Origin of the sequence: Bradyrhizobium sp. SZCCT0148 (assembly GCF_018129985.1) — a bacterium.
In the GTDB taxonomy this organism is placed as follows: Bacteria; Pseudomonadota; Alphaproteobacteria; order Rhizobiales; family Xanthobacteraceae; genus Bradyrhizobium; species Bradyrhizobium japonicum_H.
Genome location: NZ_JAFCKT010000008.1, coordinates 208,508 through 222,743 on the forward strand (window position 1 = coordinate 208,508; position 14,236 = coordinate 222,743).

General features: G+C 64.4%; 12 protein-coding genes. 7 read left to right on the forward strand and 5 right to left on the reverse strand.

Annotated elements, in window-relative coordinates; genetic code table 11:
• Positions 1 to 9: 9 nt before the first annotated feature.
• The 3 genes from JQ580_RS23460 to pgm form a co-directional block, all read right to left on the reverse strand.
• Positions 10 to 762 carry a GntR family transcriptional regulator gene (locus JQ580_RS23460; protein WP_212282563.1) on the reverse strand — a complete coding sequence of 251 codons (753 nt, stop codon included), beginning with the start codon at positions 760 to 762 and terminating at the stop codon, positions 10 to 12.
• A 3-nt stretch (positions 763 to 765) separates the two neighbouring features.
• Entirely contained in the window at positions 766 to 1,815 is a 1,050-nt protein-coding gene (locus tag JQ580_RS23465; protein WP_212282564.1) for an aromatic ring-hydroxylating dioxygenase subunit alpha, read from the reverse strand.
• Positions 1,816 to 2,098: 283 nt separating this feature from the next.
• Positions 2,099 to 3,793 carry a phosphoglucomutase (alpha-D-glucose-1,6-bisphosphate-dependent) gene (gene pgm / locus JQ580_RS23470; RefSeq protein ID WP_249134365.1) on the reverse strand — a complete coding sequence of 565 codons (1,695 nt, stop codon included), beginning with the start codon at positions 3,791 to 3,793 and terminating at the stop codon, positions 2,099 to 2,101.
• A gap of 177 nt (positions 3,794 to 3,970) precedes the next feature.
• Between pgm and JQ580_RS23475 the strand changes: the two genes are divergently transcribed.
• Both JQ580_RS23475 and JQ580_RS23480 read left to right on the forward strand, forming a co-directional pair.
• Complete coding sequence (locus tag JQ580_RS23475; RefSeq protein ID WP_212282566.1) at positions 3,971 to 5,107, forward strand: alpha/beta hydrolase family protein; 1,137 nt, start codon at positions 3,971 to 3,973, stop codon at positions 5,105 to 5,107.
• Between the two features lie 52 nt (positions 5,108 to 5,159).
• A complete protein-coding gene (locus tag JQ580_RS23480; protein ID WP_212282567.1) occupies positions 5,160 to 5,924 on the forward strand; it encodes a transglycosylase SLT domain-containing protein in 765 nt (254 codons plus the stop codon).
• 4 nt (positions 5,925 to 5,928) lie between these two features.
• Here the strand turns inward: JQ580_RS23480 and JQ580_RS23485 are convergent, their stop codons facing one another.
• On the reverse strand, positions 5,929 to 6,786 hold the full coding sequence (locus tag JQ580_RS23485) for a response regulator transcription factor (RefSeq protein WP_212282568.1): 858 nt from the start codon (positions 6,784 to 6,786) through the stop codon (positions 5,929 to 5,931).
• A 292-nt stretch (positions 6,787 to 7,078) separates the two neighbouring features.
• Here JQ580_RS23485 and JQ580_RS23490 point away from each other — a divergent pair, with 292 nt between their 5' ends.
• Both JQ580_RS23490 and JQ580_RS23495 read left to right on the forward strand, forming a co-directional pair.
• Positions 7,079 to 8,236, forward strand: coding sequence for an acyltransferase family protein (locus JQ580_RS23490; RefSeq protein ID WP_212282569.1), 1,158 nt, complete (start codon positions 7,079 to 7,081; stop codon positions 8,234 to 8,236).
• Between the two features lie 93 nt (positions 8,237 to 8,329).
• Entirely contained in the window at positions 8,330 to 9,178 is an 849-nt protein-coding gene (locus JQ580_RS23495) for an MBL fold metallo-hydrolase (protein ID WP_212282570.1), read from the forward strand.
• A 26-nt stretch (positions 9,179 to 9,204) separates the two neighbouring features.
• Here the strand turns inward: JQ580_RS23495 and JQ580_RS23500 are convergent, their stop codons facing one another.
• Positions 9,205 to 10,080 (reverse strand): aldose 1-epimerase family protein, encoded by an 876-nt coding sequence (locus JQ580_RS23500; protein ID WP_212282571.1) that lies wholly within the window; start codon positions 10,078 to 10,080, stop codon positions 9,205 to 9,207.
• Between the two features lie 181 nt (positions 10,081 to 10,261).
• Between JQ580_RS23500 and JQ580_RS23505 the strand changes: the two genes are divergently transcribed.
• From JQ580_RS23505 to JQ580_RS23515, 3 genes are all read left to right on the forward strand, one after another.
• Positions 10,262 to 11,365, forward strand: a complete 1,104-nt coding sequence (locus JQ580_RS23505; protein WP_212282572.1) for a glycosyltransferase family 4 protein — start codon at positions 10,262 to 10,264, stop codon at positions 11,363 to 11,365.
• Between the two features lie 264 nt (positions 11,366 to 11,629).
• Positions 11,630 to 12,769: a glycosyltransferase gene (locus JQ580_RS23510; RefSeq protein WP_212282573.1), complete on the forward strand. Its 1,140-nt coding sequence runs from the start codon at positions 11,630 to 11,632 to the stop codon at positions 12,767 to 12,769.
• Between the two features lie 118 nt (positions 12,770 to 12,887).
• Positions 12,888 to 14,219: a hypothetical protein gene (locus JQ580_RS23515; RefSeq protein ID WP_212282574.1), complete on the forward strand. Its 1,332-nt coding sequence runs from the start codon at positions 12,888 to 12,890 to the stop codon at positions 14,217 to 14,219.
• Positions 14,220 to 14,236: the final 17 nt, after the last annotated feature.

Sequence of the window (14,236 nt, forward strand, 5' to 3'; positions counted from 1 at the left end):
GGACTGCCCTCAGTCGGTTGCGGTCTTGATCAGCGCCAGCGCTGGCAAGAGATCGAGATGGGTGCGGTTGCGCAGCGCAAGGCGCAGGTTGCGCACCGCCAGCCGCGCGTGCTCGCGCATGACGGCTTCGGCGCGCGCGCCTTCACGATTCTCGATCGCATCGATCACGACGCGATGATGATCCTGGGCGATGATCAGGATCTGCTGCGCCTCGGGGAGTGCCGATTGCGCCATCACGAAGCCGCTCGGCGAAGCGAACGGGAGCGCGGACGCGCGGTCGATCTGGCGGACCAGGGGTGGGCTGCGCGACAGTTCCGTGAGCAGGGCATGGAAGCGCGCGTTCAGCGTGACATAGGACGAGAAGGCCTCGATCGAGATCGGCACCTGGCCGAGCAATTCGTCGATCGCCGCAAGGCACTCCTTCAGCGGCTCCAGCTCGCGCGCGGAGACGCCGCGCTCGGCCGCAAAGCGCGCCGCAAGCCCTTCGAGCGTGCCGCGCAGCTCGATGGAATCGGAGATGTCGCGCTCCGAGAACGCCTTCACCATGAAGCCGCCGGAGGGGATCGCTTCCAGCAGGCCCTCCTCTTCCAGCCGCACCAGCGCCATGCGCACAGGGGTGCGCGAGGCGCCGGTGGTCTCCACCGCCTGGAGCTCGGAGATGCGCTCGCCCGCACGCAGGGCGCCGGACAGGATCTGGTCGCGCAGCGCAAGCTGCGCCTTCACGGTCTGCGAGACGGAGCGGTCGACCTCACGTTCGGCCATGATCTACTCCGCCGCCTGAAGGCGCTGCGGCGCGGTTTCCTTCGCCACCATCCTGTCGATCAGCTTGCGCGACCACATCGCACCTGCGTCGATATTGAGGTTGTAGAAGATGCGATCCGGGTTTTCGTCCATGGCGCGCTGCTGCGCTTCCAGGATCAGTTCGTCCTCGCGGAAGATGCCGGAGACGCCTTCGCGGATCTCGGAGGTGATGCGCTGCTCGCCGAGCTGGTAGTTGCGCACAAAGGCCCAGAAATAATGGCAGGTCGTCTCGGTCTCGGGCGTGATGGTGTTGAGCACGAAGCCGTTGACGCCCTGCGAGCGGTCGCCTTCCGGCGCGCCGGTGCCCGTCGGCGCCACGCCGACGTCGATTGCGATTGTGCACGGGGCTTCGAACCGAATGATCTGCCAGCGATCGACGGGGCCGGTCTTGCCGAGTTGCTTGGCCCAGAACGGCGGCGGCTCGATGTTCCGCATCCAGCGTGTCACCGTCACCGTCTTCTCGCCATGGGTGACGTCGAACGGCGCCTCCGCAACTGCCTCATTGCCGATGGAGGAGCCGTGCACGAAGGTCTCGTGGGTGAGGTCCATGAGATTGTCGAGCACGAGCCGGTAGTCGCATTTGACGTGGATGGTCTTGCCGTCGCCGGCCCAGGCCGGATCGTGATTCCAGTGCAGGTCGGGAACGAGCGCGGGATCGGCCAACGCGGGATCGCCCATCCAGAGCCAGATGTAGCGGTGGCGCTCGACCACCGGATACGAACGCACGCAAGCCGATGGATTGATGGTCTCCTGCGAGGGCATGAAGGTGCAGCGTCCCTGCGCGTTGTATTTGAGGCCGTGATAGCCGCAGACCACGGTGTCGCCCTCAAGCCGGCCCTTCGACAGCGGCACCAAACGGTGCCAGCAGGCGTCCTCCAGCGCGGCGACCGAGCCGTCGGCCTTGCGGTACATCACGACATGCTTGCCGCAGATCGTGCGCGGCAGCAGCGCAGCTTTCACGTCCACGTCCCAAGCCGCGGCGTACCAGGCGTTCATGGGGAAGGGCTTTGTCATTGGTCTCACTCCCACGGATTCTGTATGCGTTATGTATACAATAGCTGCTGAAAGGGCCCCGCTCAACGGCAAAAATGCCTTATCAAATTACCTTCCGTGGTAGATCGGGTATACAGTTTCACGCAAACTACGCCGGAGGTTTGCGCTAGCGCTCAACAGCGGGATGGCCGGGTTTATCCCGGCCATCCACGCATTGCCACGCGGTGGAAACAACGTGGATGCCCGGGGAGCCCGACCATGACGACCTGCCTGAACGGTGGGATTATGCTCTGTCCTAGGGCAACTACGCCCCGAACACCTTGGCCAGGCCCGCTTTGGCCTCCTCCTGGATCCGCATCAGGTGCTCGGTGCTGCGGAAACTCTCGGCGTAGATCTTGTACACATCCTCCGTGCCGGACGGCCGCGCGGCGAACCAGCCGTAGTCCGTCTCGACCTTGATGCCGCCAAACGGCTGGCCGTTGCCGGGCGCCTTGCTCAGCGTGGCGCGGACGGGATCACCGGCAAGGTCCTTCAGGCCGAGTTGCTCGGGCGTGACCGACTTCAAGATGTTCTTCTGCGGCCCGGTCGCGGCGACGTCGATGCGGGCGTAATGCGGCACGCCGAACTCGGCGGTGAGATCATTGAAGAGCTGACTGGGATCGCGGCCGGTCTTCGCCATGATCTCGGCGGCGAGCAAGCCGAGGATGACGCCGTCCTTGTCGGTGGTCCAAACGCCGCCGTCGCGGCGCAGGAACGAGGCCCCTGCACTCTCCTCGCCGCCGAAGCCGAAGCCGCCGGTGAGGAGACCATCGACGAACCATTTGAAGCCGACCGGCGTCTCCACCAGCTTGCGGCCAAGCTTCTTGGCGACGCGATCGATGATCGAGCTCGACACCACGGTCTTGCCGATCGCGGCGTCCTTGCCCCAATTGGGACGGTGCGCGAACAAATAGGAGATCGCGGTCGCCAGATAATGGTTCGGATTCATCAGACCGCCGGTGCGGGTGACGATGCCGTGGCGGTCGGCGTCGGTGTCGTTGGCAAAGGCGACGTCGAAGCGGTCGCGCATCGCGATCAGGCTCGCCATCGCGTAGGGCGATGAGCAATCCATGCGGATCTTGCCGTCCCAGTCCACCGTCATGAAACGGAAGGTCGGGTCGATGGCCTCGTTCACCACGGTGGCCTTCAGGCCATAGCGCTCGATGATCGGATGCCAGTAATGCACGGCAGCACCGCCGAGCGGGTCGATGCCGATATTGATGCCGGCGGATTTGACGAGGTCGAGATCGACGACGTTGCCGAGATCGGCGACGTAAGGCGTGACGAAATCATAGGCGCGGACGTTCGACGATTTCAGCGCCTTGGCATAGTCGATGCGCTTCACGCCCTTGAGGCCGTCGGCGAGATAGGCATTGGCGCGTTTCTCGACCACGCCGGTCACGTCGGTATCGGCCGGGCCACCATGCGGCGGATTGTATTTGTAGCCGCCATCCTCCGGCGGATTGTGCGAGGGCGTGATGACGACGCCGTCGGCGAGGCCGCTGGTGCGGCCCCTGTTGTAGGTGAGGATCGCGTGCGAGATGACAGGCGTCGGCGTATAGCCGCCGTCCTTGTCGATCATGATGTCGACGCCGTTGGCCGCGAACACCTCGACGGCGCTGACCAGCGCCGGCTCGGCCAGCGCGTGGGTATCGATGCCGATGAAGAGCGGACCGGTCAGCCCCTTTTCCCGCCTGTAGTCGCAGATCGCCTGCGTCGTCGCGAGGATGTGGCCTTCATTGAAGGTGTTCTTGAAGGACGTGCCACGATGACCGGAGGTGCCGAACGCAACGCGCTGCGCGGGATCGGCGACATCGGGCTTCCCGGCGAAATAGGCCGTCACCAGCCGCGGAATGTTGGTGAGCGCGTCCGGCAAAGCCTGCTTGCCCGCCCCGGGGTGAACTTCAGCCACTGAAATATCCTCATCCTGTCGTACAGCGATAGCGCGACACCATAGCATCGGCCGGGCCCCCGCCAAGGGCACAACACCCGTGACGGGGACGGCGTTCCCTGGGGGATTGCTGCAGCCCGCGTGAGCGCGCAATATGCGGGACCATCTGCTCCGAATGTCGCTTCGCTCAACGGGGCTAAAGGACGTGCTATGCTGCACGCCATCGAGGCCTTTCCGAATCGTCCCATGACTCTCCCGCGCAAGCTGCTGCTGCTGATCGCCGGCCTGGTGGTGGCCGGTGCGCCGGCGCGAGCCGCGGAATTCTACACCGAGGATCTCCGTATCCCCATGGCGGAGGCCGGGCCGCAAGGGCTGGAGGCTTTCCTGGTCCGCCCGGCCGGGACGAAGCGCTATCCGCTGGCGCTGCTCAGCCACGGCTCGCCGCGCAGCTTCGACGACCGCGCCACCATGTCCGCGCACAAATATTACGGCATTGCGCTCGAATATGCCCGCCGGGGATTTGCGGCGCTGATCGTGATGCGGCGCGGTTACGGCACCTCGCCCGGCGGACGCGTCGACAGCGTCGGCGGCTGCGCGAAGGCCGCCTATTTGCCCGCGGCCGCAGTCGCGGTTGCCGACCTGCGCGCCGCGATCGATGCGATGGCGCGCCGGCCCGACGTCACGACGACGGGCATGATCGCGGCGGGCCAATCCGCCGGCGGTCTCGCAACGGTCGCGCTCACCGCGCAGGCGCCGGCCGGGCTCGTCGCCGCGATCAACTTCGCCGGCGGCCGCGGCTCGCGCGGCGACGACGACGTCTGCAATCCCGACGGGCTGGTGCAGGCCTTCGCCACCTTCGGCAAGACCTCGCGCGTGCCGATGCTCTGGGTCTATGCGGCCAACGACTCCTATTTCGGCCCCGACCTCGCGCGCCGCCTCCATGACGGATTTCGCACTGGTGGCGGCAATGCAAAATTCATCGCGGCGCCACCGTTCGGTGACGACGGCCACTACCTCTATGCGGTGGCGAGCCGTGCGCAATGGACGCCCTATGTCGACTCCTTCCTGCGCGAGCGCAGCCTGCTCGGTCGCGACATCCTGAACCCGCCCGACCCGCTGCCGCCGCCGCGCCAGCTCAAGGAGGCCGCGCGGACCGAATTCGCGCGCTATCTCGCCAGCATGGTTCCGCACAAGGCGTTCGCGGTGTCGCCGAACGGCGGCTACGGCTGGCGCTCGGGGCACGCGACGGCCGACGACGCCCGGCGCGAGTCGCTGGCGGCCTGCATGAAATGGTCGCCGACCTGCACGCTCTATGCGATCGACGACCGGCTGGCCGAACCCGCGCCAGCGGCGTCCACCGACCAGAGCGCCCGTGCGCGCTAGTCGCCCGTGCGTCGGATGCCGTTTGTTAACTCAGGAGCTCTATGACGGAGCCATGCTGTGGGATCGGGCAGGCTTCTATCTCGGCGCGACGTGGCGACGCGTGGCGATCGTGTTGCTGTTGTCGGCTCCGCTCTGCGCACACGCCGGAGACGGCAACGCGGAGCTCGGCGCCAGCGAAACGCCGTCATCCCGGACCATGATCCGGAAGATCATCGAGCGAGAAACCGCAAACACCAATTTGCCAGCCGATATCGCCGAAGCCGTCGTCTTCGTCGAAAGCGGCTACAATTCGGCCGTCATCGGCAGCGTCGGCGAGGTCGGCCTGATGCAGGTGCGGCCCGAGACGGCGGCGATGCTGGGTTTTCGGGGCAGCGACGCGGAACTCGCCGAACCCGACATCAACATCCATTATGGAGTGCTTTATCTCAGCCGGGCCTGGCGTCTCGCCGGCGGGGACATCTGCCGCGCCCTGATGAAGTACCGGGCGGGCCATGGCGAAGAGGCGATGACCGCCCGGTCGCAAGTCTATTGCAACCGCGCCCGTAACCGCCTTGTCGCCATGAACTCGAAGGCGTTGTCGATCGAAGCTGCCGCCGCTCCGGAACCGGCTCCCCCGCTTGCGGCTGTTGCGGTGGCAGCGGCTGCGGCCAAACCGGCGAGCCGCCCGAAGCTGTCGGCGCAGCCCAAGACGGTCTATGCCCGCTATCGTCAGGGCACCGCGGCCGCCAGCCGCGCCTATTGGGCCGCCCACGAGGCCCGGGTCAGCCAGATCAAGGCTCGCATCGAAGCGCGATGGAAGCGCGTCGCATCACGCTGACGCTCTATAATCTTTCGCTGAGCGCAAGCTTGTAGCCGACGCCGGTCACGGTCGCGATCACGGGCGTGCCGCTGCCGACGAGCTTGCGGCGCAGCCGCGCCACCAGCGCATCGACGGTGCGGATGTCGACCTCGGCCTGGCGGTTGCTGACGACCTCGATCAGATAGTCGCGGCTGAGCGGCCGTCCGTCGGCGCCGACCAGCGCGGCGAGCAGGTCGAATTCGGCGCGCGTCAGCGACACCGGCTTGCCGTCGCTGCCGAGCAATTCGCGCCGGGTGAGGTCGATGATCCAGTCGCCGAACGCGGTCGAATTGTGGTTGCGCGCCGCCTTGCGATCGAGCGAGCGCCGCCGCAGCACGCTGCGGGCGCGCGCGAGCAGATCGCGCAGATTGATCGGCTTGGTGACGTAGTGGTCGCCGGCGATCTCGAGACCGAGGATGCGGTCGACGTCGGTGTCGCGCCGCGTCACGAAGATGATGCCGGCATTGCTGGTCGCCTGGATCTCCTTGGCGAGTTCGAAGCCGTCACCGTCGGGCAGCTGCACGTCGAGGAAGATGAGATCTGTGCGCGCACGCAATGCCTGGCGGCACTCCGCGCAGGAGCTGGCGCCGATCACGTCGAAATTGTTCTCGCTGAAATAGCCGACCAGCATGGTCCGCGTCACCGGATCGTCCTCGACCACGATCAGCCGCTCCCGGCCGGCGAGACGCAACTCGTTCAGTGCGGAATCAGCCACTGTCTTGGGTGTCCTGTGTGCCTGGGATCCGCCTTGGATGGCCTGCGGCCCGCCTTGGATGGCCTGCGGCCCGCCTTGGAAATTCAAGTCACTGCGCAGCGCGCTGTCATGTGAACGGACATTCACGACTTGTTCGAGCCCCCGAATTTGCCTGGTGGAATATTAGGCGCGTTGCGATGCGCAAACAACATTGCTCATGGTCTCCGGGATTAAGTATGAATTGGCCCACAATTCTCATTCCGCGCACCGGAGCGCAGGACGGCCCCTGCCAGGGCCTCGGCCGGCTCGCGGCCAGCGATCCCGCACATTCGGCTTCGGACTCAACCGGCGATTAACGTAAAAAAGGCCTTCGGCTTCGGAAAGCCGGTCCGCGCCTCTATGGTCCCGCCTGCACAATGCGAACCATGGAGCAGGCGTGATGCAGGGGCAGGCCCGGTTGGCTGCCGGTCGAAGCGAGCAAGGCGCAGCGCCGTTCGGCCGTTCGCACACACTCGATGTCCTGCGCGGCCTCGCCATCGCCGGCGTGATGGCCATCCACGTCTCGCAATCGTTTCCGTCGAACATCCACGCCGTCGACTACGCGTTCATGTGCGGCTGGACGGGCGTCAACGTGTTCTACTTCGTCAGCGCCATGACGATGTGCCTGATGTGGACGCAGCGTGTCGAAACCAATCCCACGCGCAAGTTCTACATCCGCCGTGTCTTGCGCATCGCGCCACTGTTCTGGCTCGCGATCCCGGTCTACCTCATGATCAACGGCACCGGGCCAAGCGACAATGCGCCCAACGGCATCGGACCCGTTCAAGTGATCCTGACCGCGACGTTCCTGCACGGCTTCTGGCCGGACAGCGTCAACAGCGTCGTGCCCGGCGACTGGTCGATCGCGGCCGAGATGACCTTCTATCTCGTCTTCCCGATCCTGGTCACCGCGTTCGGCTCGCGCCGCCATCTCTACGTCGCGCTCGCGATCGTGCTGCATCTCGTCAATGTCTGCCTGTTCAAGCCGTGGGCCTTCGCGCTGTTCTCCGCCTATTACGGCCCCGGCCACGAGGCATTCGTTTGGACCACGCTGCACATCAGCTTCCTGAACCAGTTGCCGGTCTTTCTGGTCGGATGCGCGCTGTTCTTCTCGCTGCGCGACGGATTTGCCAGGTCGGACGCCGCGATCTACGCGGTGTTCGTCGCGCTGTCCTTTGTCGCCAACCGTGTCACCGGCTCGCACGAATTCAACTATCTGATGATCAACCTCGTGCTCGGCGCGCTGGTTGCCGGTTGCATCAAGCTTGCCATCCGCTTCAAGCCCCTCGAAGCGCTCGGCCGTAATTCCTATTCGATGTACCTGTCCCACTTCGCGGTGATTTACGGCCTGCGTCAGCTCTGGCCGCTCGCCGATGGACTGGTCTCGCTGATCATCGCCTATGTCGTCACTGCTGCGCTCAGCTATATCGTCGCACGTGCGACGTGGCATCTGGTCGAACGGCGCGCGCAGGACCTGGCGCACCGGCTGACATCCGCGGGATCGGAGCGGTCGACCGTCCGGACGGCCGTCGCCGCCACAGCGGCCGGAATGCGCTGAACGCCCCTTCTCCGTCCCTGCTGTCCGGATGCAGCTTGCTTCATTGACCGCTTCGCACCTACTCTGGGAACTCCTCACGCTGGAGTGGGCACCATGGAGGTCATACTGCTCGGCACCGGCGGCCCGCGCCCGGACCCGTGCCGCATGGCAACGACCACGCTGATCAGGCTCGGCGACGAGAACATCCTGTTCGACGCGGGCCGCGGTGTCATGGTGCAGCTCAGCAAGGCCGGCGTGCCGCTTGGCGCCATCGACACGGTTCTTCTCACGCACCACCATTTCGACCACATCGGCGACCTCTACGATGTGATGCTCAATTCATGGATGCACGGCCGCAACGGCGAGCTGCGCATCTATGGGCCACCGGACACCGAGCGGCTCGTCAACACGCTGATCACGCAGGTCTACGACAAGGACATCACCTGGCGGGACAAGGGCGAGCCCGCCTTGGGCGGCTGGAAACCCGTCGTCGCGACGGACATCATCCCGGGGCCCGTTCTCGACACCGGGCGCTGGAAGATCAGCGCCGAGCTGGTGTCGCATGGCGACGGCCTCGACATGCCGCCGGCCTTTCTCGCGCGATGGATGTGTCTCGGCTATCGCTTCGAGGCGGACGGCAAGGTCATAGCAATTTCGGGCGACACGGTGCCCTGCCCCGGGCTCGAGCGGCTGGCTGAAGGCGCCGACTTGCTTGTCCAGTGCTGTTTCCTCGCGACGCCGGAAATCAACAACGAGCACCTCCGCCGTCTTGCGAAATTCACGATCGCCTGCGGCGACACCGTCGGCAAGGTTGCGGCCAAGGCCGGCGTCAAGAAGCTCGCACTGACGCATCATCGGCCGCGCGCCGACGATGCCATGCTGAACGCGCTGCTTGCGGATATCAGGCAGGATTATGCCGGACCGGTCGTGCTCGGCGAGGATCTCACGCGCATCGAGGTCTAGGCGCCAACGATCAGTTCCCCTGCGACTCAGGACGATCCGACTTCGATCCGGAACGACAGTCGCTCTTCCGCACCCGGCGCGATATGCATCAGGCCCGGCTTGTCAGCGAATTCGCCATCAAAGCCGACAGGACTGGCATAGCCGTGCCAGGGCTCGATGCAGAGAAACGGTGCGCCCGATGGCTTCGACCAGACCCCGAGCTCGCGAAAGCCGCGCCATGACATCGTCAGCCAGGGGCCGCTGGACGCGGCATAGCGGACCGCGTCGCTCTCGATCCGGTCGAAGATGATGGCGTCATCGGCGAACAGGGATTCGGACAAGTGAAGCACCGCGCCTTCGAGCGGGCTCGGCTCCGTTGCCGGACGCAGCAACCCGCCATCGAGACGGCGGACGGGAGACGGCTCCGCGCTGGCGAACGTCAGAGCGTAGCTCTCCTTGGCATGTCCCGGCTGAAGCGGCCAGTTGAACGCGGGATGACCACCCATCGAAGCCGGTAATGTCTCTTTGCCGGTATTGGCGATGGTGAGCGTCAGATCGAGGCCGGCATCATCGAGCGCATAGATTGCGGTCAGCCGGAACGCGAACGGATAGAGCGCCCGCGTCGTCTCGTTGTCTTCGAGCACCAGCACGCAGCGACGCTCGCCGCGCTCCGCCCATGCGAAGCGGCTGTCGCGCGCAAAGCCGTGCTGGGTCATCCGGTACGTCTTGCCCCGGTGCCGCAATTCATCCCCGGCAAGACGCCCCACGATCGGAAACAGCAGCGGCGCATGGCGCGGCCATTCCGGCCCGGCCTGCCAGACGAATTCGGTGGCGTCGTCCTTCAACGAGCACAGTTCGGCGCCGTGCGCCTTGATCGTCGCGGTGAGGGAGCCGCTGCGAAGGGAGTGGGTATCGTCACTCATGGCCGACATCTACACTGCGACCTCACACGCAGCAAGGCAGCGTCAGCCATGCAGGCGGAGCGCCTCGGCCGTGCAGCGCTTGGTCATATTTCTGTACCCTAACGGTTGCTCTCTTGCGGCTCGTCCGCCACCTGCTTGCCGCAAGGCAGCCCGGGCGCCGATCAACCAATGTGGTAGCCAATTGAAATTCTTCATCAACGGCCGCTTTCTGTCGCAAAAGCTCACCGGCGTTCAGCGTTATGCCGCCGAGATCGTCAAGGCGATCGACGTGCTATTGGCGTCGGAGCAAACGCCAGCCTCGCTGCGGAACGCAGACTGGCAGTTGCTGACGCCCGTGGATGCAAGCGAGCAGCTTCAGCTGGAGCGAATCAAAACTCGCGCCGTCGGCCGCTTGCGCGGGCACGCTTGGGATCAAATCGACCTGGCGCGCGCCGCTGCCGGAGGTCGCTTGATCAGTCTTGCCAATTCCGGCCCGGTATTCCATCGCGACCACATTGTCGTGATCCACGACGCACAAGTCTTTCGCAGGCCCGACTTCTTCAACTGGCGCTATCTGGCGGTTCACCGGACCATGGGCCGGCTGCTCGCCCGGCACGCAAGCATCGCAACCGTATCGGGTTTTTCGCGCAAAGAGCTTGCCGAGGTGCTGAATCTGCCGGCGACGGCGATCCCGGTCTTTCCCAATAGCGCAGAACACTTCGCCAGGACGAAGCCGGATCCCGGCATCATTGCCCGTCTCGGGCTTCAGCCGCAGAACTTCTTTCTCTATGTCGGCTCCAGGACCAAGAACAAGAATCTTTCCGTCGCGATCCGGGCCATCGAGCTGCTCGACAGGACCAACGTTCCACTGGTCATCGTGGGCGGCGACAATAGCAAGGTCTTCCAGGACAATTCGAGCGACGGGGCTTCCGGCCTGTTGCTGGCCGGGCGTCTGACGGACAGCGAGATCGCAGCGCTCTACGCGCATGCGTCGGCATTTGTGTTTCCCTCGCTCTATGAAGGCTTCGGCGTACCTCCGCTCGAAGCCATGATCTTCGGTTGCCCGGTCATCGCCTCGACGGCCGAGGCGGTCGTTGAGACCTGCGCCGACGCCGCTGCGTATTTTGACGCCAATGATGCCGTCGCGTTGAAGCAACTCATGCTCGAAAGATTGGCAATCGGTGCCATCTCAGATCAGGAACGCCGGCGGCAGCAGGAACGTGTTGCGTTCTTTTCGTGGCAGAAGTCGGCGAAGTCTTTACTTGACCATCTTGCACCACCGACAAGCGTTGCCAGCGCTGCTTGAAGTTTGATGCACTTCGCTCATCACGCGCATCGGTTTTCGCTCAAACAATTTGCAACTGGCTCCAACTCGCGCACTTGCACATAGTTCCACCGCATCTTTTCGTTCTTCCTTCGACAATCGTGTGCGCAATTGGCTTGGCGCAACATCACCACATCGCTGCCCCATTATCGCTACGGATTCGAGGAACTGTGTTTCGCACTAGCGAACTTGGAGCCGGCACTGACGAAGTCCGGCTCTCCAAAACAGTTCTACGGAAGGCAAACGATGAAAGTGCTGCACATCGCCGAGACGATCCGTGGCGGGATTGCGAGCTACCTGAACGAGTTGCACCCACAGCAACAGGCGAGCTTCGGCACCGGCAACGTGCATTATGTCGTGCCGTCGGATCATCGTGGCGATCTTCCGGCGATCGATGACAATCAGATTACGACGTTCGAACGATCAGGCCGCGGTGTTGCCGGCCTGTTCCAGATGTTGCGCGCAAGCATGCAAGCGCTGGATGCTTTCCGTCCCGATGTCGTGCACCTGCACTCCTCGTTTGCTGGCCTCGTGCTGCGCCCGGCGCTGGCGGCCCGCCCAGATGGCCCGCGCGTCGTCTATTGCCCGCACGGCTGGGCGTTTTCACGCGAGACCGGCCGCCTCAGTCATCTCGTGACGAAAGCCGCGGAGAAACTCCTCGCGCGCACGTCAGACCGAATCATCTGCATCTCCGGCGACGAGTTCAACGAAGCCGTTCGCGCAGGAATTCCCGCCGAGCGCCTCACCCTCGTCCATAACGGCATCTCGAGGAGCCGCACACCACAGCCCCTCGCGGCCGAGTGGACGTCCAGAAAGGTCAAGGTGCTGTTTATCGGGCGCCTGGACCGCCAGAAGGGCTTCGATCTCCTGATCGAAGCGGCACGCTCGCTCGAGGATGTGCTCGAGGTCCGCATGATCGGCGCCTCCGTCGTCAACAAATACGAAGGCCCCAGCGTCCCGTCGAACGTGTCCCTGCTGGGCTGGCTCGATCGTCCGACCATCGAGACCCAGCTCGAGGCAGCCGATCTCGTCGTAATACCGTCACGATGGGAAGCCTTCGGCCTTGTTGCGCTGGAAGCGATGCGCGCGGCCAAACCCATCCTGGCCTTCCGCAGCGGCGCGTTGCCCGAGATCGTCGTCGATGGCGTGACCGGCGTGCTCTGCGAGCCCGTTGCGGTCCAGCCGCTCGTCGATGGTTTCCGCCGGGCACTCGATCTCGATCTCAAGGTGCTGGGACAGCGCGGCTACGACCGGTTCAAGCAGTTTTACGACGTTCAGAAGACGCATGGACAGTTGCAGCAGGTCTATACCGAGCTGCTCCACGACGACCGGGCACCGATCGACGCGAAGGCGGGGCTGCAATCGGACCTCTCCAAGAATTTCTGATGGTTGCGCTGCTCCACGCTCACACTTGCCCTCGCAGATGCAGGAGATCGCGATGGCGATATCATGGACAGGACTTGGCGTCACCGCGAACCCAGTACGCGCGAGCATGATCTAGCCGATGACCATCTCACGCACCTTGGTTCGCGGTAGCTTCCGCCTTGCCGGCCTCATCGCATCCATTTTTCTACCGGTTTCTGTCTCCGCACAGCAGGCGCAACCGCTCGATGCCCGATTCCTTCTGGGGGTCGGCACCCATCAGGGGCTGGGTGGCCCGGTGAGCGCGCGCGGGTACGTGCCTTCGGAGAACGTCGGACAGATCAAGCAACTCGGCCTCAATGCCTTCCGCGATGATTTTCCCTGGTCCGATTTTGAACTGGCGGGACGCCGCATGGGTTTCACGCCCAGGCTCGGCAGGCTCGAAGCACAGGTCAGGTCCGGCGTCGCGCGCCCCCTCCTGATCCTTGCCTTCGGCCATCATCTGGTTCCGAATTCCTCGCCTCCGACCACCGATGAAGCGCGGCAGCGGTTCGCCGACTTTGCCGCGGCGGCAGCGCAATCGGTCGTGGCACAGCATCCTCTGTTCGAGCTCTGGAACGAATGGAATCTGGCGGGGAAGAAGGATCCGGCATTCTCGCCGGAGAACTATCTGGCGCTGGCGCAAGTCGCGCGACCGGCGGTGAAGCGGGTCGCGCCGAATGCGCCTTTCCTGGTCGGAGCGCTCGGCGACGATCCGGGCTGGACGTGGACGGAAAAGATGCTGCGGACCGGCATCCTTCAATATGCCGACGGCGCTTCGATCCATCTTTACAATTTCTGCATGGGCCCGAGCAAACGCACCTCCGCCGAAATCATTGAGCGGCTCACGGCGTTTCACCGTCTCGTCGGCCAGGCGAGCGGAAACCCCGACTTCCCGATCTATGTCACCGAGACGGGCTGGACCACGGCCAGCAACAAATGCGGCGTCAGCGAGCAGGCCCAGGCCGACAATACCGCGCAGCTCATTCTGTGGGCGTCCACCGCGACGCGCTGGTTTAAGGGCATGTGGCTCTATGAGCTCAAGGACAGTGGAAAGAACCCTTCGGAGCTGGAGGATAATTTCGGTCTCTATCGTTTCGACAATTCGCCAAAGCCCGTCGCCTGCGCGGCCCAGGGGGCCTGGGCTTTCATTCGCCCCACTCTGAGTGCCGAGCGACGCGAGCTCGCCAACGGCGTCGTGTCTATCAATGGATCGACGGCTTCGGGCGGCAGAGTTGCAGTCTGGTCCGAGGCCCCGGACCGACGTTACGAGATTCGGCTCAAAGGCGATCAACCAGGCGCAAGCTTTGCGATGCCGTGCGACCAGACGGCAAAGCCTGCGTCGGGGGTCTGGATCCCGGTCTCGAGCACACCGGTTTTGATTGCAGCCGATGACAGTGCCGTTCCTGCCCTGGAGATAAGGCCGGCGCGGTAAACGCGATTTTACAGACA